The sequence below is a fragment of the Marinobacterium alkalitolerans genome (assembly GCF_017776525.1).
Taxonomy (GTDB): domain Bacteria; phylum Pseudomonadota; class Gammaproteobacteria; order Pseudomonadales; family Balneatricaceae; genus Marinobacterium; species Marinobacterium alkalitolerans.
This window is the reverse complement of record NZ_JACVEW010000020.1, coordinates 46,482-64,703: the sequence shown is the minus strand read 5'-3', so window position 1 is coordinate 64,703 and position 18,222 is coordinate 46,482. Positions and strand designations below refer to the sequence as shown.

The 18,222-nt window shown below is 57.4% G+C and carries 15 protein-coding genes; 5 read left to right on the top strand and 10 right to left on the bottom strand.

Annotated features, from left to right (window positions below; genetic code table 11):
* A partial coding sequence (locus tag H9C73_RS16135) for an SPOR domain-containing protein (RefSeq protein ID WP_236014265.1) occupies positions 1–564 on the top strand: 564 nt, incomplete at its 5' end.
* A 36-nt stretch (positions 565–600) separates the two neighbouring features.
* On the opposite strand, the gene gcvP is transcribed toward H9C73_RS16135, so the two are convergent.
* Complete coding sequence (gene gcvP / locus H9C73_RS12685) at positions 601–3,549, bottom strand: aminomethyl-transferring glycine dehydrogenase (RefSeq protein WP_209288233.1); 2,949 nt, start codon at positions 3,547–3,549, stop codon at positions 601–603.
* A gap of 166 nt (positions 3,550–3,715) precedes the next feature.
* Here gcvP and H9C73_RS12680 point away from each other — a divergent pair, with 166 nt between their 5' ends.
* Entirely contained in the window at positions 3,716–5,680 is a 1,965-nt protein-coding gene (locus H9C73_RS12680; RefSeq protein WP_209288231.1) for a TonB-dependent copper receptor, read from the top strand.
* Between the two features lie 172 nt (positions 5,681–5,852).
* The gene (locus tag H9C73_RS16380; protein ID WP_209288229.1) at positions 5,853–7,595 is read left to right on the top strand and encodes a PAS domain S-box protein; all 1,743 of its coding nucleotides are present in this window, start codon (positions 5,853–5,855) and stop codon (positions 7,593–7,595) included.
* Positions 7,596–7,718: 123 nt separating this feature from the next.
* Here the strand turns inward: H9C73_RS16380 and H9C73_RS12670 are convergent, their stop codons facing one another.
* The 9 genes from H9C73_RS12670 to H9C73_RS12630 form a co-directional block, all read right to left on the bottom strand.
* On the bottom strand, positions 7,719–9,191 hold the full coding sequence (locus H9C73_RS12670; RefSeq protein ID WP_209288227.1) for a diguanylate cyclase domain-containing protein: 1,473 nt from the start codon (positions 9,189–9,191) through the stop codon (positions 7,719–7,721).
* Positions 9,175–9,798, bottom strand: a complete 624-nt coding sequence (locus tag H9C73_RS12665; protein ID WP_209288225.1) for a chemotaxis protein CheC — start codon at positions 9,796–9,798, stop codon at positions 9,175–9,177. Before H9C73_RS12665 ends, H9C73_RS12670 begins: the two co-directional genes overlap by 17 nt.
* Entirely contained in the window at positions 9,799–10,170 is a 372-nt protein-coding gene (locus tag H9C73_RS12660) for a response regulator transcription factor (protein WP_209288223.1), read from the bottom strand.
* A 73-nt stretch (positions 10,171–10,243) separates the two neighbouring features.
* Positions 10,244–11,278 carry a lipid A deacylase LpxR family protein gene (locus H9C73_RS12655; RefSeq protein WP_209288221.1) on the bottom strand — a complete coding sequence of 345 codons (1,035 nt, stop codon included), beginning with the start codon at positions 11,276–11,278 and terminating at the stop codon, positions 10,244–10,246.
* Positions 11,278–11,610, bottom strand: coding sequence for a YdbL family protein (locus H9C73_RS12650; RefSeq protein WP_209288219.1), 333 nt, complete (start codon positions 11,608–11,610; stop codon positions 11,278–11,280). The genes H9C73_RS12655 and H9C73_RS12650 overlap by 1 nt, the downstream gene beginning before the upstream one ends.
* A 10-nt stretch (positions 11,611–11,620) precedes the next feature.
* Entirely contained in the window at positions 11,621–11,812 is a 192-nt protein-coding gene (locus H9C73_RS12645; protein ID WP_209288217.1) for a YnbE family lipoprotein, read from the bottom strand.
* A 72-nt stretch (positions 11,813–11,884) separates the two neighbouring features.
* On the bottom strand, positions 11,885–13,936 hold the full coding sequence (locus H9C73_RS12640) for an intermembrane phospholipid transport protein YdbH family protein (protein ID WP_209288214.1): 2,052 nt from the start codon (positions 13,934–13,936) through the stop codon (positions 11,885–11,887).
* 17 nt (positions 13,937–13,953) lie between these two features.
* Positions 13,954–14,595, bottom strand: a complete 642-nt coding sequence (locus H9C73_RS12635) for an O-methyltransferase (RefSeq protein ID WP_209288212.1) — start codon at positions 14,593–14,595, stop codon at positions 13,954–13,956.
* Between the two features lie 26 nt (positions 14,596–14,621).
* On the bottom strand, positions 14,622–15,689 hold the full coding sequence (locus H9C73_RS12630; RefSeq protein WP_209288210.1) for a potassium channel family protein: 1,068 nt from the start codon (positions 15,687–15,689) through the stop codon (positions 14,622–14,624).
* A gap of 142 nt (positions 15,690–15,831) precedes the next feature.
* On the opposite strand from H9C73_RS12630, the gene H9C73_RS12625 reads away from it, so the two are divergent.
* Positions 15,832–16,185 (top strand): hypothetical protein, encoded by a 354-nt coding sequence (locus H9C73_RS12625; RefSeq protein WP_209288208.1) that lies wholly within the window; start codon positions 15,832–15,834, stop codon positions 16,183–16,185.
* A gap of 174 nt (positions 16,186–16,359) precedes the next feature.
* Entirely contained in the window at positions 16,360–18,156 is a 1,797-nt protein-coding gene (locus H9C73_RS12620; RefSeq protein ID WP_209288206.1) for a methyl-accepting chemotaxis protein, read from the top strand.
* The last annotated feature ends 66 nt before the right edge of the window (positions 18,157–18,222 follow it).

The window sequence follows — 18,222 nt, the reverse complement described above, 5'->3', positions numbered from 1 at the left end:
GAGCAACCGGAGCAACCGGAGCAACCGGAGCAACCGGAGCAACCGGAGCAACCGGAGCAACCGGAGCAACCGGAGCAGCCGGAGCAGCCGGAGCAACCGGAGCAGCCGGAGCAGCCGGAGCAGCCGGAACAGCCGGAACCCTCAGAACAGCCGTCAGAGCCAGCCGCCGAGCAGGCTGCTGAACTGGAGTCAGAGCCTGAGTTGGTTGAGCGCAGCGTAGCAGCCGCGCAGGCAGAGGCTCTCGATGAGCCAGTGTCATCTCCAGTTGAGCCGCCCGAGCAGCAATCCCCGGAGTCTGACGCCCCCGAGCCAGCTTTTGTGGCGGGATACTATGTTCAGCTGGCATCGTTGAGAGACGCAGGTGATGCCGAGCGTTTTGTAGTGCGTTTTGAAGCGCGCAGACCTGAGATGCTGGCAAGTCATAGGGTCCGAGTAAAACCCTTTCCGGAGACAGGCTACTTCAAGGCCTGGATGGGCCACTTTGAGCAGCGCAAGGATGCAGAAGCCGCATGTGAAGCCTTGCAGCAAAACGGGCAGGACTGCTTCGTCATCCAGCACCCTTAAATAAAGAAACCCGCCAAGTGACGGGCTCCTGGGTGCTCAGTCTTCGGCGTATGCCTCGACGGGGATGCAGCTGCAGAACAGGTTGCGATCACCGTAGACGTTGTCGATCCGGTTGGTGGTCGGCCAGAGTTTGGACTGCTTCAGCCAGTCAGCCGGGAACGCCGCCTGTTCACGGGTGTAGGGGCGGTTCCATTCGGGATCAATCAGATCCGCCTGGGTGTGCGGTGCGTGCTTGAGCGGATTGTTGTCCGCATCCAGCTCGCCGGTTTCGACCCTGGCGATCTCCTCACGAATCTTGACCATCGCTTCAATGAAACGATCCAGCTCGGCTTTGGACTCGGACTCGGTCGGCTCGATCATCAGGGTGCCCGGTACCGGGAACGACATGGTCGGGGCGTGGAAGCCAAAGTCCATCAGGCGCTTGGCGACGTCCTCTTCAGTGATGCCAGAGGCATCCTTCAGCGGGCGCAGGTCGATGATGCACTCGTGTGCCACGCGACCGTTACGGCCGGAGTAAAGCACCGGGTAGTGCTCGCTCAGCTTTTGGGTCAGATAGTTGGCGTTCAGGATCGCCATCTCGGTTGCCTTGCGCAGCCCTTCGCCGCCCATCAGTGCGATATACACCCAGCTGATCGGCAAAATGCTGGCGCTGCCCCAGGGCGCGGCCGATACGGCCCCATTGCCGACATCGGGGCCTTCAATGTTGACCACTGGGTGGTTGGCTACGAAGGGGGCCAGGTGGGCCTTGACGCCAATCGGGCCCATGCCGGGGCCACCCCCGCCGTGCGGAATGCAGAAGGTTTTGTGCAGGTTCATGTGCGAAACGTCAGCCCCAATATCCGCCGGGCGTGTCACCGCCACCTGAGCGTTCAGGTTGGCGCCATCCATGTACACCTGTCCACCCTGCTGGTGCACGATGTCACAGATCTCACGAATGCCTTCCTCGTATACACCATGTGTGGAGGGGTAAGTGATCATCAGGCAAGACAGCTCGTCCGCATGTGTTTCGGCCTTGCTGCGCAGGTCATCAATATCCACGTTGCCCTGATCGTCACAGCCCACCAGTACGACTTTCATGCCTGCCAGTGCAGCGGAGGCGGGGTTGGTGCCGTGTGCCGAGGTTGGAATCAGGCAGATATTGCGGTGCGCTTCACCTCGTGACTGGTGGTAGCTGCGGATGGCCAGCAGGCCCGCGTACTCGCCCTGCGCACCCGAGTTGGGCTGCATGCAGATCGCATCAAAGCCCGTGATCGCCTTGAGCATGGTTTCCAGCGAGTCGATCATGGTTTTGTAGCCTAGGGCCTGATCGACGGGGGCAAAGGGGTGCAGGGCACCGAACTCGGGCCAGGTGACCGGGATCATCTCGGCAGTGGCGTTGAGTTTCATGGTGCAGGAACCCAGTGCGATCATGCTGTGCGCCAGCGACAGGTCCTTGTTTTCCAGACGCTTCAGGTAGCGCAGCATCTCGGTTTCACTGTGGTACTGGTTGAAGACCGGGTGAGTGAGGAAAGCCGAAGTGCGCTTCAGTTCGGTCGGGATGCTGTTGCACACATAGAGAGTCGAGTCTGCTTCGCTATTGTGGGAGCTCGCTGCGCGAGCGATCAGCTCGGCATCCAGCTGTTCGATAGCCAGGCCATGATCAGCACCCAGCAGTGCAGTCCACAGGGCTTCGACTTCAGCCCGGTCACTGCGCTCATCCAGCGTGATGCCCAGCTGAGTATTCCCCAGCTTGCGCAGGTTGAAGCCTGCTGACTGGGCACTCTGGTAGAGGCGATCGCGATCATTGCCGGCGTTCAGGGTCAGGGTATCGAACCAGGTGTCGTGGGCCAGTTCCAGACCTTTCAGCTTCAGGCCGGCCGCCAGCAGATCCGTCAGGCGATGGACGCGGCTGGCGATGGTTTTCAGCCCTTCAGGACCGTGATAGATGGCATAGAAGGCCGCCATGTTGGCCAGCAGTACCTGCGCGGTGCAGATGTTGGAGGTCGCCTTTTCACGGCGGATATGCTGTTCACGGGTCTGCATCGCCATGCGCAGGGCCGGGTTGCCGCGGGTATCCACAGACACGCCGATAATACGGCCCGGTACGGAGCGTTTGTAGGCGTCACGGGTAGCAAAAAATGCGGCGTGAGGACCGCCGTAGCCCATGGGGACGCCAAAACGCTGGGCGGAACCGAATACCACGTCGGCCCCCATTTCACCCGGTGATTTCAGCAGTACCAGGCTGAGCAGGTCGGCTGCGGCACACACCAGCGCCTTTTTCGCATGGGCCTTCTCGATCAGAGGCTCGAAGTTGCGTACCGCACCGGTTGTGCCGGGGTACTGAACCACAACGCCAAAGGCGTCATGTTCATCAATCAGTGATTCAACGTCACCCACGATCACGTCATAGCCCAGCGGTTCGGCACGGGTCTGGATTACGCTGATGGTTTGCGGGTGCACTTCGGCATCGACCAGAAACGCATTGGCCCGCTTGGCCTTGCTCATGCGCTTGCACAGTGTCATCGCTTCCGCCGCAGCCGTGGCTTCATCCAGCAGAGATGCGTTGGCCAGGTCCAGACCGGTCAGATCCAGCACCGCCTGCTGGAAGTTCAGGATCGCTTCGAGACGGCCCTGGGATACCTCCGGCTGGTAGGGCGTATAAGCGGTATACCAGCCCGGGTTTTCCAGCACGTTGCGCAGAATTACATTGGGCACCAGTGTATCGGCATAGCCCATACCGATCAGCGAGCGCTTGATCTGGTTCTGTGAGGCAATTTCCTTGAGCTCGGCCAGCGCCTGCTGTTCCGTTTTCGGGCCCGGCAGCGGAATAGGCTGCTCCACGCGAATAGCCTCCGGCACGGTCTCGCTGATCAGAGCGTCGAGGCTTTCAACGCCCAGTGTTTCCAGCATGGCAGCGGTTTCGTCAGCGGAAGGACCGATATGGCGTCCGATGAAGGCATCCTGCTGCTCCAGCGTGTGCAGCGGTGACAGGCTCTGATCGTTCATGGTGTGGCAATCCTGAATGGTTCACGAAATCGGCGCTATCTTAACAGGGACGGCCGAGCGGTTGGAGTATCCCTTGGTCCCCTCCCTGCGACATCGTGTCACATTCCCGCAATATCCACTGGTTTTTAGAATGGCTGCCATTTGAAACCATTCAGGGACCGTTGATATGCAACCCAAATACTCAAGCCTGGCACTTGCCATTATGAGCGCTATTGCTGGACAGGTGATGGCAGAAGAGGTCTTGGAAGTCAGCAAGCCGCTGCCGGTGTCTTCCGTTGAAGTAACGGCGGACACGGAGTTGCTGCAGGCATCACCCAGCAGTGATGGTGGCGACCTGCTGCGCGCCGTTAATGGTGTTTCAGGCTCGCGAATGGGGGGGCGTGGTATTGATCCGGTTATCCGTGGCCAGAAGCAGAATCAGCTGAACATTGTGCTCGATGGCGCCTACCTCTATGGCGGTTGTCCCAACCGTATGGACCCACCCACGACCTATACCGCTGCAGAAAGCTATGACCGCGTGACGGTCATCAAGGGCAACCGCAGTGTGATTTACGGTCCGGGAGGTACGGGGGGAACGGTACTGTTTGAGCGAGAGCGTCCGGGTTTGGATGCAGATAAGCCCTATCGGGGGCAGGTCTCAGCGGCCTATTCCAGTAATAGTGAAACCACGAACCTTTCGGCAGATCTGGCGGCTGGAAGCGATAGCGGTTACCTGCGTTTTGTAACCGAAAGCGCCGATGCCGACAACTATGATGATGGTAATGGCGACGACGTTCGTACCTCCTACGAAACGAAGAGCAATGCCTTGATGGTTGGCGCGAAAGTCGCTGACACCACCTGGCTGGAGGCCAGTTATGAGCAGGTCAACGAGGAAGATGTTCTCTTTCCCGGTGCCGGTATGGACTCGCCCTACAGCGATGCCGAAACGCTGCGGCTGAAGCTGGATCACGCTTCTGACCACCCCCTGTTTCAGCGAGTGCGGGCAGAGCTGTATCGCTCGGACATCAATCACCTGATGGATAACTACAGCCTGCGAGCAGCGCCAGTCATGATGGGCATGCCGATGCAGATGGCTGCACCGACCAGCTCAGATACCCTGGGGGGACGGATTCTGATTGAAAGTTGGCTGGGTGGGCACCAGATTCAGTGGGGTGTCGACCACCAGGACAACACACGTGACGGTTCACGTCTCAGAGTAAATATGGATGGGTCAACAACCGAAGTGGGTGTGCTCTGGCCTGATGTGAACATCCGTCAGACCGGCCTTTTCGGTGAAGTGAAGCGGTGGACGGGTCAGGGGAATCTGATTACGGCTGGCATGCGATACGATTACGTGCAGGTGGATACCAAACGTCTGGCTGATAATGAAACCATTGATGAAAATAACCTCAGCGGGTTTGTGACCTGGACGCAGCGATTAAATGGTCAGTACCGTATGGAGTCAACCATCTCCCGAAGTGTGCGTACTGCAGATGCAACGGAACGATACATCAGTGGCAGTGGCGGCTGGTCAGGGAATCCAGCGTTGGATCCTGAGAAACATCACCAGCTTGAGTTGGTACTGCTGTCTGAGCAGGCTGATCTGAGCTGGTCGCTGGCAGGCTATTACAACCGTGTCGATGATTACATCAATCGCACGGCCGGATTAAATGAAACCGGCACCAGCTATGAAAATATCGATGCGGCGTTAATGGGAATCGACTTTGATCTGGCGTGGCAGCTGACACCGACATTGCAGTTGCGTAACGGTGTCTCCTGGGTCAAGGGACGCAATCTGGATGATAATACAGACCTGTCTCAAATCCCCCCGCTGACGGCCACGCTGGCGCTTGATTACCGTCGCGATGCGTTGCGCGCCGGTGTTGAGTGGGAGGTGGCGGCACAGCAAGGTGACGTCTGCCTGGCGGCAGACTGTGATGGTCTGGATGTGCGTAAAACACCGGGTTACGGAGTGGTCAACCTGAATGCCGGTTACGATTTTAACCCTTCGGTGTCAGTGGGTGCTGGCATCAATAACCTGTTCGACAAGGCCTACGCCTATCATCTCAATCGAGAGGATGCGCTGGGCAATACGGCGCAGGTGAATGAGCCGGGTCGAACAGCTTGGTTACGTTTGACTGCGCGGTTCTGAACACATTTCCCCGTGTGGTTCAACGCAAGGGCCTTCGGGCCCTTTTTTAGTCAAGTGATCCGATTACATTAGTACGGGCTAACAGAGTTCTGATTAAACTATTGTGTGCATTTCGCAACGCTGTATGCTGCTGGGTGCAACTGAATCGATTTTGCTGGGGGGCCTCCGCATTATGTTTGACTTTGCCGGCAAGGCTGCACAAAAAACGCTTGAACAGGCGCTTGAAGCATTCGTGATGATTGATCACGAAAACAGAGTGATTGAGTATAACGATGCAGCAGAGCGGTTGTGGGGCTACTCTCGACGGGAAGTGATTGGCAAGAACGTAGCGATGCTGGTGCCACCGGAGCACCGTGGTTCTCATGACCGCTATGTCGACCGTCATCGCGAGACGGGCGAAAACCGGATTGTAGGATCTTTTCGTGAGGTTGAGATAGAGCGCAAGGATGGCAGCCGTGTCTGGGTATCCCTGTCTCTTTCCGGGATCAAGCGTGGTCGCAAGCAATATTACAGTGCCTTCGTACGTGATATCAGTGCTGAACGAGAAGCGCGAGAAACGATGTATCAGACACTGGAGCAGGCGCTGGATGCTGTTGTTTCAATTGATGAGCACAACCATGTCACGTTTTTCAATGCTGCGGCCGAGACGTTGTGGGGGTATGGCCGTGATGAGGTGATCGGCCGGAATGTCAGCATGCTGGTGCCGGCAGTGCACCAGGCCAGGCATGACCAGTATGTTCAGCATAACCGTGACACGGGACAGGATCGTATTGTAGGCACCTCTCGAGAGGTGCAGATTGAGCGCCAGGATGGTTCATTGCGCTGGGGGCTTTTGTCTCTTTCAAAAGTGAAGGTTGGTGAACACATTACGTACACAGCCTTCCTGCGTGACATCACTGCGGAAGTGGTCAGGCGCGATGAAATGAAAATGCTCAGCCTGGTTGCAGACGAAACCGAAAACTCGGTCGTGATTACAGGGGCTTCAGGACGCATCGAATATGTGAACAATGGCTTTGAGCGCATGACCGGGTATGCGCTTGATGAGATTAAGGGACGCAAGCCCGGTGAGTTCCTGCAGGGAGAGGCAACCAGTCAGGAAACCATTACTCGAATTCGCGATCACCTGGCGCGGCAAGAACCGTTCTATGACGAGATCTTGAACTATAACAAGTCGGGCGAGCCTTATTGGATATCCCTCTCGATTTCTCCCGTAATGGATCAGGCAGGGAGGCTTGAAAAATTCATCTCCGTTCAGGCAGATATCACGGAAACCAAACTGCATGCGCTTGAAGCTTCCACACGGCTGGGTGCGATTAGCGAAACGTTAATGATGCTCGAGTTTTCTCCGAATGGTCACTTTGAGCGTGCCAATCCACTGTTTGAATCCCGAGTGGGTACACACGCCCTTCAAAAAGCGGGTGAGACCGTATGGGGGGAGATGACACCGGCGGAGTATGAAGCACTTTCCAGCGAAGGCCGTGTTTCTGTCAGGTCCTCAATAGACGTGGATGGTCGGAAACCATTGTCAATGGATCTGATGTTCTGTGCACTGAGAAACTTCAAAGGGGAAACCACGCGTATCGTGGCTTTCGGCATTGATGTATCGGATCGTCATGAGGCAGTAAGGCAGACGCTCAATTCCATGCAGTCGGTGGAGGAGGCCAGTGATAATATTGCCGGTATAGTGGAAACCATTGGTCAGATCGCCGATCAGACCAACCTGCTTGCCTTGAATGCCGCCATTGAGGCCGCTCGAGCAGGTGAAGCCGGACGAGGCTTTTCGGTAGTAGCCGATGAGGTACGCCAGTTGGCACAACGCTCCAGCCAGTCCGCGGAACAGATCAGCCAGCTGGTGGCGGAAACACGTAAAAAAGTGGATCAGTTGTCCAAATCCATGCAGCAAATTGACAACTGAGACTGGGCATTGCCGGATGGCTGAGTAATCCGGCCTTTGAAGCAATGGATAGAGCTGCCGGTCAACATGCGCCCTGCCTGTAGCCTGAAGCGCGCCACCGGCGCTTGTTGATCACAGCAGGGCTTATTGCCCATTAGGGTTGGCAAGCTGCCAGCAGTTTTTACCCTCGGCTTTTGCCTTGTACATGGCATCATCTGCATGTGTCAGAAGAGCGTCTGCTGAAACGCCGTGATCAGGGTAGAGCGCAATGCCGATGGAAGCTGATACCTGCAAGCAGAGCGGTCCGCGCTGAACCGGTGAGTTCAGTTTGGTCAGTATCTTTTCGGCAACCAGTTGTGCCGATTCCGGCGAGTGTACGGTTTCCAGCATTATCACAAACTCGTCACCCCCGATACGCGCACAGGTATCGGTCCCTCTCAGCTGATCCGTCATGCGGCCTGAAAGTACGGACAGCAGGTCGTCCCCGGCATCATGGCCGTGGTGGTCGTTGATCTCCTTGAAACCGTCCAGATCGATAAACATGAGGGCAAAACGGTTCCCTTCACGGTGCGCGCGTCTCAGGTTACGACCCAGCAGCTCATTCAGCAGACTGCGGTTGGGCAAGCCGGTGAGCGGGTCGTGCATGGCCAGAAAGCGAATGCGCTCAATACGCTTGTGGCGCTCCAGCGTAATGGCGGTCAGGTTGGCCATGCGTTGCAGCAGGAGCTTGTCGGCATCCGAGGGGGAGGACGGGCATTCAGGGTAGCAGGCCAGAACTCCCAGCACTTCGTCATACGCCGCCACAATTGGCTGCGCCCAGCAGGCTGCGATATTCATCCGCTTGGCTTCTTCAGCGAAGGGGCGCCACAGCTCATCGCTGCCAATGTCAGGGGTGATGGTCAGGGCGCGGTGCTGTATGGACTGGGTACAGGTGGTCCCGCCGGGGCCAACCCTCAGGCCTTTTTCCCGTTTCATGAACGCAGGTGGCAGACTGGGCGCACATCTGACCGACAGCGATTTGCCGTCCTCGTCCAGCAGCAGGATGGCGCTGTGTACGGATGGCAGGAGTGTTTCGATGGTGGTGCAGATCTCGGTCAGCACATCGTCCATGCTGTCACCGGTCGCAATCAGCTCCAGCACCTTTCGCTCCAGCCTCAGCACGCGCTCACTTGCACGCAGATGCTGCTCTCGCTTGACCGCATTGGTGATGTCATGCACCTGAATCAGGGTCAGGTCGCTCTCGCTCAGGGGCCTGATCAGAATGGACTGGTGCAGGGGGCGCAGCTCGCCTGAGGGCGTTCGCTGTCTCAGAGGCAGCAGGCGCTTGTGCAGCTGGTAGGACAAAATGCGTCCCATGCGATACAGGCAGGCGTTCTCGATTGCTTCCTGCAATGCCGGTGCAATCTGGCCCGGGTAAAGCTGGGCCAGGGTTTTGCCAATCAGCTCGTCGTCACCCAGCCCGATGTGTTGGCTTATCCAGCGGTTACAGAAAACGATTTGGCAGCGACGGTTCAACAGCAGAACGCCACCGTCCAGACTGTGCAGAAGTTCCGTGCAGTCGATATGATCCAGAATACTGGCCAGGCAGTCACTGGCTGTTTCAGAGGAGCTCGGCAAGGTATTCCCTCAGTGCATGCAAGAAACTGTCGGCCGACTGCAGGTCGATCACAAAGGCCAGATAGCCACGCAGAGCGCTGTTGCGGAGGCTGAAGTCGATCTGCACCAGCATGACGAGCGTGTTGTCATCATTGTTGTCATACAGGCTCAGGTTACCGGGCAGCTCGCTGACGCTGCTGCTGAACGCACGGGGAATGTCGGTCTGAACCTGTTGCTTGAGCTGGTTGGCCAGAGTTGCCAGACAGTGGTTCAACAGAATGTTGCCCAGTTCTGCCAGCGTCTCCTGTTCCAGCTCGGTAATTTCATCGGCCGACAGCTCTTCACCAATCATGGCGTTCACGAGCTCAAGGCTTCGGGCTTCCGGAAACAGAAGTGCCGCTCGGCCATTAATAAAGCCTTCAAAATCCTGCAGTACGCCCGCGAGGAAGGGGGGCAGATCCTTGCGAAAGGCTTCCTGCGCTTCCGGCACGGAGATGAATTCAAGCCGTGGGACTGACAGCAGTACTTCGTCATTGACCAGCTGAGACAGGGCATGAGCTGCACGCCCAACGCCCAGGTTCATCAGCTCTACGATCAGGTCGTGTTCATCCGCACTGAAGAGATCCATTCATTCACCCTGTCGGATAAAGCCCTCTAGCTGTTCGGCCGAGGTGGGTTTGGGAAGAAACGCCAGGCCCAGTTCACGGGCACGTTGCGCCAGTGCATCCTGAATATTGGCGGTGACCAGTGCCATTCGCATGTCCGGGGAGCGTTCCTTGAGTGCTTCTGCCAACTCGATTCCGTTGCGCCCGGGCATGTTGAAGTCGATCAGCGCAATGGATGCGGATGCGTTTTCCAGAACAGATTCCGCTTCGTCAGCCGAGCCTGCTTCAAGCAGGACCAGCTCCATGTCGAGTGACTGGAGCATATGCTTCATTGTCATGCGAGCAATGCGGCTGTCATCGACCAGCAGGATGTTCAGGGGTGAGTTATCGGTCATGTTTACGGCTTTGAAGGACTTGAAACAGGCATTCAATATAACAAAGAGCCCTTCTGTACGTAAGCGAATACACTTAAAAAGTGTAGGAAACGGCCAGGGATCCGTAATTGTGGTTGTCGGGCTGCTGCTCGAACTGGCGCGTTCGGTATACACGGGCATATGACAGCTTCCAGCGGCCATAGGTGGCGGCGATGCCATAGGCCGAATCGCCTACCCATGGCGTGCGATCAACACTGTGGCTGTCACGCCAGGTGTTACCGTCGAGAAAGATGTCCTGGGCAACGTAACGGGCATCCAGTGATACGAAAGCATGGATCCCCCACTGGTGCTTGAGGCGAGGGTCTCCACGGCCGGGAACGCTGTTGTCGCCGCCGGGGCGAAGGGCTGAGGTGCCAAAATCATGCGGCAGTCGATAGCCAACACGATACTCAAAGCCGCCATTGAGATAGGTGGCGACATTGCCCAGGCTGCCACCGGCGTGAAGCAGCACCTCCTGCTCCCAGCCAGGCTGTATAGTGTGCCGCAGCCAGCGATATTTGTGCTCGTAAATAAGCTGGATGCCGGGTTCGTTTTTCAGCTGATTATCCCAGCCTTTAAAGGTTTCAAACCCGCGCAGTTCATGGATGAAATCCTGTGCCTCTTCCCCCAGCGCGGCAGGGCCTACCATGCCGAGGTTGACCTCAAAGGAGTTCATGCGGCGCCGGGTTTGGGTGTGGTAGCCGAAGCCGGCGTACAGCCAGCCGGCATAGGGACGATCATCAGGGTCCAGTGTACGGCGGTCACGGTCTTCGGGTGTGTAAATCTGCTGCCCCAGCGAGAAAATAAGACGCCGACTGACATCATTTCCCAGAGAGACCGGCTCCGGATCCAGCGGGGTCAGCCAGCGGTTGGCCGAGCGCATCCAGTGTGGCAGGTCCGGGTCGTCCAGAAAGCTTTCGATCTCGGGCGAGACCCAGGATACACGAATGCCGTTGGTGTACTGCTGGTCGGTTTCGCTGAACAGGTCATTCTCGAAATAGAGGTTGGCAGTCCAGTTCTGCTCCGCCTGAACCTGAAATGGCACCAGCGCACAGCCCGTGAGCAATGCGGTCGTGAGCCAGGGGCGCATTACTTGCGAATCCACTGGCCGTTCTGGTCCTGGATGTACTCGCCGGACGGTGCGCGCTCCTGCAGGCGCTGGCCGGTGCGCAGTTCCATGATGTCTGTGGCAACACCCGCCTTTTCAGCCTTGCGCTGGTACAGTGCCTTGCGCTTGGCGTTGATTTCATTGACCAACTGTTTGATCTCGGCACTGGGGGAAGGCGTGACGATCCCCAAGTAACCGCTGGCACGTTCACCGACCAGCCCCTGCTGCTTGGCATCATCCAGTGAGATTGCATGTGCCGGCAGGCTGATCAGCAAAGCCAGCAGTGTCGTGGTAAGTGTTTGGCGCAGTCGCATGGTGGGCTCCTCAGAAGAGTTCACTGTTTTCATCAAGCATGTCATCAATCTCCCGGTCGACCTTGACCAGAATCTCATGCTTGATCTTGACGTTCAGGTTGATGGTGATCGGCTCTGAGGGAGCCGCGACCTGGACGGTCGGCGTACAGCCGGCTGCCAGCAGGGTCGCCGCCAGTGTAAGAGGCAGTAGTGAGCGAGGCATGGTGCACCTTCTGCGTTGATTATCCATATCCATTGGACATCAGAATACCTGAATATTTCACGAACGCCATGTTCAGCGCTGGAATCGGCGGTCAATGGTATCCGTGATGCCTTCGGTGAGCTGCAGCGTTCGCCAGAGGTCGAGCAGGTTTTCTTCTATGTTCAGGTTCAGGTCGATGGGGCGGCCCTGCTGCCAGCCCGGGTTGTGTCCGCGCAGTCGGGCCTTGAACAGAGCTTCGCCGTCCGGGGCGTAATCCAGGGTAAGGTCCAGCAGATCAAAGCGCAGGTCGGTCAGTGCATCAAGCGCCAGTTTGATGCCGGGGTTTTGTTGGCCCATCAGGGCCACTTCAGGCGTGGGCTGGTAGCGAATAACCCCGCCCTCGGCGGAGCTCAGAAGCTGCCCGTCGTGAATGCTGATCTGGCCATCCTGAACGATCACAGGCAGTTCGCCACCCAGCATGCCACTGCCGTAGAGGCCCTCCTGAGGATAGAGCGCCAGAATATCCTGCAGGTCCAGTGCAGCGACAGCGAGGCGGGTGTTGATGTTCGGCGAAAAAGGGTCGAACGCCAGTGCCGGCACGGCCACAACGCCATCCAGAACAGAGAGGCTGAAGGGGGAGGTGGCCAGCCGGATGGCACTGGGGAGTTGGCCCTTGAGAGAGAAGTCCAGTTCAGGCCCATATATTCTCAGCCCTGAGTCCAGATGATCCACCTCCAGTCGACCGCTGCCGGACAAGCGCTGGCGGTGATCAAACGACAGCGATGCGCTCAGATTGAGGGCGCTGATCTGGGTGGTGCGGTCCCAGTTCAGGTCCAGGCTCTGTAGCGCCGGGTTCAGTTTCAGTTGCCACTGGTTCGGTGAGAAGCTCAGAGAGCCTGTCAGACTGGCCTGTCCTCGGGCTATTTTCAGTGGCTTTAAAGAGGTGGGCAGCAAGGCTGCATGGGTTGTAAGCAGAGGTTTGACGGCAAAGGTCGGCAGCTCGAACAGCACCTTTCCTGCCTGATCGTGCAGTTGCACCTGGCCGTCAAATGTGAGCCGGGCAGGCAGCAGTGGGTCCTCCAGCGTGCCTCCGAGGGCCAGCCGTTGCCGGGCAAGGTCCACCCGGGCGCTGGCGTTTACCTGTGTAGCCATCCTCACAGGCTGTTGCAGTGGCTGGTCTGTCTCGATCTGCCCCTCTATGCGTGCAAGATTCAGTTGCTGCTCCTGCAGTTCGCCTGCGGCCTCAAGGTTGACAGAAGCGCGCGCAAATTGAGTGGTTTGGGACGCCTGTAGTCGCGCATCCAGGTCGAAGCGAGCATGGGTTTGTGCCAGCAGTTGCTCCGGTTGAAGGGGCAGTATAAGTGGCAGTGTGAGCTGAGCGCTGAGTGCGACCTGTCCCTCCAGGGCTGAAGCTTCGGGCGGCAGGCTCACCCCCACAATGTCGAGCCATGAAAACAGGGCAGGACTCAGGGTTAGCTGCTGATCGGCATCAACCATCCAGCCTTCAGCAGAAGGGGTCAGCTTGAAACTGCCTGAGTATAAAGGTTCGGCGCCCTGGCTGAATCCGAGCCTTGCCTCCAGCGATGGAGACAGCCCGAGATCCAGATATCCCAGCGGTTCATTTTCGTGGGTCAGCGCCAGCCGGCTTTGCAGGTAATCCGGCTCCAGGTCCAGATTGCCCTCGGCCTGCCAGACCAGCCGATCCTGCTGCAATATGTTCAGGCGCAGGCGGGCAATCACCAGCCGTTCCGACGGCGCAAACGCAAACCACTGATCGGGCCTGATCAGGGACAGGTCAACCGATGAGTCGGGTGTAGCAGGGGCGTTGCCTTGAACGCTCATCTCGGCGCGCTCGACTCGAAGCTCTTTAAGCTGTCCCTTCAACAGTTCAAGCGGCTCAAAGCGGAGCTGGATATTATGTGCTTCAAGGGTAACCCTTTGCCCGTCCTGCTCACGGAACACTTTCAGGTGGTCGATATGGAAGCGTTCCCAGGAGGGGCGGTTCAGATCCAGTGATGGGGCGTTGAAGCCCTGTTGCTCAAGCCATTCACGCAACAGGTGCTGACCGGTCCAGGGCAGGCTGAACCAGGTCAGCAGAGGCAGCAGCGCGAGCAGGACATACAGCAGCGTTAACCCTTTGCGCATGCGGCCTCCATTGAACGTCAGGGGAGTTTGCGGACCACGTTTAGACCATCACGAACGGTCAGGAAAACGTTTTCCACGTCCGGGTCGTTGGCAATGCGGTGATTGGTTTCCACCAGAATATCGTCAATTTCCGACTCGGGCTGGAGGATTTTGCCGGACCAGAGCACGTTATCCAGCACGATCAGGCCGCCTGGCCGCGTCATCTCCTTTACGCGCTCATAGTAGTTCAGGTAATTACGCTTGTCGGCGTCAATAAAGGTGAAGTCCAGTTCAATATCGAGTGTTTCGATCGTATCCAGCGCACGTCCAAAGATCACTTCAATCTTGTGTCCGTGCTCGCTGCGATCAAAAAAGCCCTTGGCAAATTCGATGGCGCGGGGGTTGGTCTCACAGCAGATCAGGCGACCATCCTCCGGCATTCCCTCGGCGATGGACAGTGCCGAATAGCCGGTAAACATGCCGATCTCAAGGGCGTGCCTGGGTTGGGCCAAAGCCGCCAGCATTTTCAGGGTCCGGCCCACCAGACGTCCTGACAGTTTCTGCGGCCAGCCCATGTTCAGATTGGTTTGGTCGATCAGTTCCTGCAGCAGCGGTGGCTCGGAGCCGGTGTTGATAAAGGCGTAATCTTCAATCGCTTCGTCGACAAGAAATTCGGGCATGGTGGTTCTCGGTACAGCCAAAAGGATTATTCTACCACTGATTCGGCCGGGTGCTGGCGTAAGCGTGCCCAGTCAATGTCCTGAATGCGACGTTCTGCCATGTAGTAGATGCGCGTGCCCGGGTGCAGTTTGGTGGTCAGGTCCGGGTTCAGTTGAGGGTAGTCAGCGCCGCTGTGGTGAACCCCCAGAAGCGTTGCCTTGTAAAGCTGCTTCAGTGGGGTATAGAGCTGCTCGATCGTCATGACCGGCTCTGACTCCGGGTAGGTGACCGAATACTGCGTCATGCCGTCGTCCGCATTCAGAAGTTGCTGGTGCAGTCGGGTGGAGCCCGGGTCCATGGTTGCCTTGGCCATCATCTCGACGGAGACGGACGGGGTGCATTCCACGGACGGGCAGTGGTGCTTGAGCAGCTCGCCAATGCTTTCGTCTCTGAAGTAGGCGATGATTTGTGCATTCGGGTTGCGCTGCCAGGCATAGAGTGCGCAGGTCAGAGTCTGATCATCCTGGGGAGTGTCGATCACGATGCTGGAGGCGTTGGCGATGCAGGCCCGATCCATTTCCTGGTCATCGTTGTAGGCGGAGGCCCTGACAAAACTGATCTGCCCGGGCATGGGGTTCTCAATCTCATCGGTTACACAGAGACAGAGGTCACGTCCGCGGTGCTGAGACGCCTCCAGCATCAAGAGTTTCAGCAACTGGGGCGTACGCTTGCCGTTCCAGCCGATCACCAGAATGTGCTCGTTCAATTGCAGTTGTTTCAGCCCCATGATGCCTTTCCTCCATTGCTGTGCGCTGAATGCGGCCACACGGCCAACGGTAACCGCGAACAGACTCAGTCCGACCGGTATGATAAACAGGGTGGTCAGCCAGCGTCCCGTTTGCGTGGACGGAGACAGGTCGCCATACCCGACGGTCGAGGCCGTCACCACCATCCAGTAGAAAAAGTCCTGGCCAATCAGGTCGGACTCCCCCGCCGACCAGAGCAGCAGCCAACTCACTGCCAGATAGGCGCCCAGAAACAGCAGCAACCCCTGCCAGCTCAACTCCTTGAGGTGGCGGTACAGCTCGATGCGAATGCGTGTAAACAGATTCATGTGTCGTGTCAGCGCCCTGAAACCAGCCGAAATACGTGCACGCAAGGTTAACAGGCTTGGGGCCGTTTTGCAGAAACTGAACATCGGCATACCGAAACGGCAGCTTATCTTTTACAATCGGCGGCAATTGAAGGAGGACAACATGTACGAAGCCCTGTATCTGTTTCTGGCCACGGGAGTGGTTTCCATGGCGGCGGCCCTGAGCGCAGGCGCCCTGAATAAGTTGCCGGAGGATCAGCGCCCGGCCTGTATGCAGAGTCGGAATGGGCAGGTCGCCGTGATCATGGCCGGTAACCTGGGTGCGCTGACGCTGGTGGGTGCCATGGCGTACGGGTTTCGTGTGCTGGATTGGTGGATTCCGCTGAGCTGCTTGCTGCTGACCTTCCCGCTGATTCATCTGGTGCTGTTCCAGCGTTTGCTGGGGGATCTTAAAACACTGATTGTTACTGTGCCGCTGGTGGTTGTATCGGCTGGTGCGCTCTACTACGCCTGGTAACGCGGCAGACAAGGCCCCGGCAGCGACGGCGGGGCCGATACAACGTGTTACATGTTGATACAAATATAGCTAAATTGCGTATCATTCCTTATTGTTTGGAGCCGTAATCGGCATTACTCTTTGGTGTATTCATGTCCTGGAGCATGATGAGCCATAACAATAAGAGTAAGTCCGATGAGTCTCTACCGCACAATTGAAAGAACTTTCTTCAATACCCTGACACGCAAGATTCTTGGCAACGTTCTGTTTCTGATTTTGCCCAGCCTGATCATGGTGGGCGTCAGTATCTGGATTTACCGTTCTCTACTGGAGCTTAACCAACTTCTGCCCGGCGTGACCGAGGCTGGCACACGCTTGAGTGAGCTGACTGATATAACGCTGACGCTGGCGGGCGTGATGCTGGTACTCACTCTGGGCGGTGCGGTTTTTGCCTTGATGTTCATGCGTCACCTCTTTCTGCGCCCCATCGCCAGCATGACCGAAGTGCTGGGGGCTGTTAAAAACAAGGATGGCGATATCTCCGCCACGCTGCCGGCCCAGACGCATGACGAAATCGCATCCATGGCCAACAGTTACAACGACTTCTCGGCCACGCTGAAACAGATGATCGCCGATACGCGCCAGCGCAGTGTGCGGGTGTCGCTCAGTGCCGCTCAGCTGCAGCAGGTGGTATGGGCCGCCCAGCAGTCGGCCAGCGAACAGGTAGACAAGGCTCAGGCTGTCTTCCAGGCCAGCCGGGAATCGACCGAAGCGATAGACGGCATCGCTGCCAACACGCTGGCCATTTCCGAGCGCAACAGTCACAACATGGATGAAGTGCGAGATGCCAGTACTGAGCTGGCGCGGGTGAGTGAACAGGTCAATCGCATAGAGTCGCAGGTTCAGTCGTTTCAGCAGGTGGTTGAACAGCTGGCGAAAAACTCGGCCAGTATCATCGATATCCTTTCGCTGGTGCAGGGCTTCTCCGAGCAGACCAACCTGCTGGCGCTGAATGCCTCGATTGAGGCCGCTCGAGCGGGCGAGGCCGGTCGTGGCTTTGCGGTGGTGGCAGATGAAGTACGCACCCTGTCACAGAAGGTGAATGCGGCTACCGTCGAGATAGACCAGAAAGTGAACGACATGGTGTCTCTGGTCGACAGTACCCGCAGTGGTGCTGGCGTGATTCTGGAAGGTGTGTCGGAAACAGATCGCTTCCTGGGCCAGACCAGTGATCGCTTCGGCCAGATGGTGAATGACTTTGAAGCGCTCAGTGCGCAGTTGGGCGAGATCAGCGCCGCCATTGAGGAGCTGTCGTACACCAACAAGCACAGCCATGAGCAGGTCTCCGATATTACGCGGCTGGCGGATGATATTCGTGCCGAAATGGAAGAGTCCGGCAACCATTCACGGACGCTTGATGCTGCCACTGAAGAGATGCAGGCCCTGCTGTCTCGCTTCACCATCGGTTACGGTGGTTTTGAAAATATGCTCAAGGCAACCCAGAAATGGGCCAAGCGTGTTGAGCAGGAAATGGAGAAGATGGCGGCTGAAGGTGTCGACCTGTTTGATACCCGCTACAAGCGCACGAACGAAGGTCAGGAGCCGGCCAAGTTCGACACCGGTTATGTCGAAGTCTTTACGCGCCGGATCCAGCCGATATACGACCAGTGCGTGGAGGAGAACCCGGCCTTCATGATTGCCTCCGGGTTTGACTTGAACAGTTACTGCCCGGCACATATCACCAAGGTGTCGCAGCCGATGACGGGTAATTTTGAAACCGATAACGCCCTCAGTCGTCACCGCCGCATGTACGATGGCACACGGGCCGAGCTGCGCCGTGCCAATCATGATGCACCTTTCCTGTTACAGACCTTTATTCGTGACACGGGTGAAATTCTCAACTCCCTGTCCATTCCGCTGTTTGTGAAAGGTCGCCGTTGGGGCAGCTTCTGCGTTGCCTTTACCCCCGATCACCTGCTGGACCAGCAGTAACCTTCCCGTGCGGCCGGCTCGTTGAGTCGGCCGCTCATGAAAAATTCCAAACTAGATGCTTCTAAA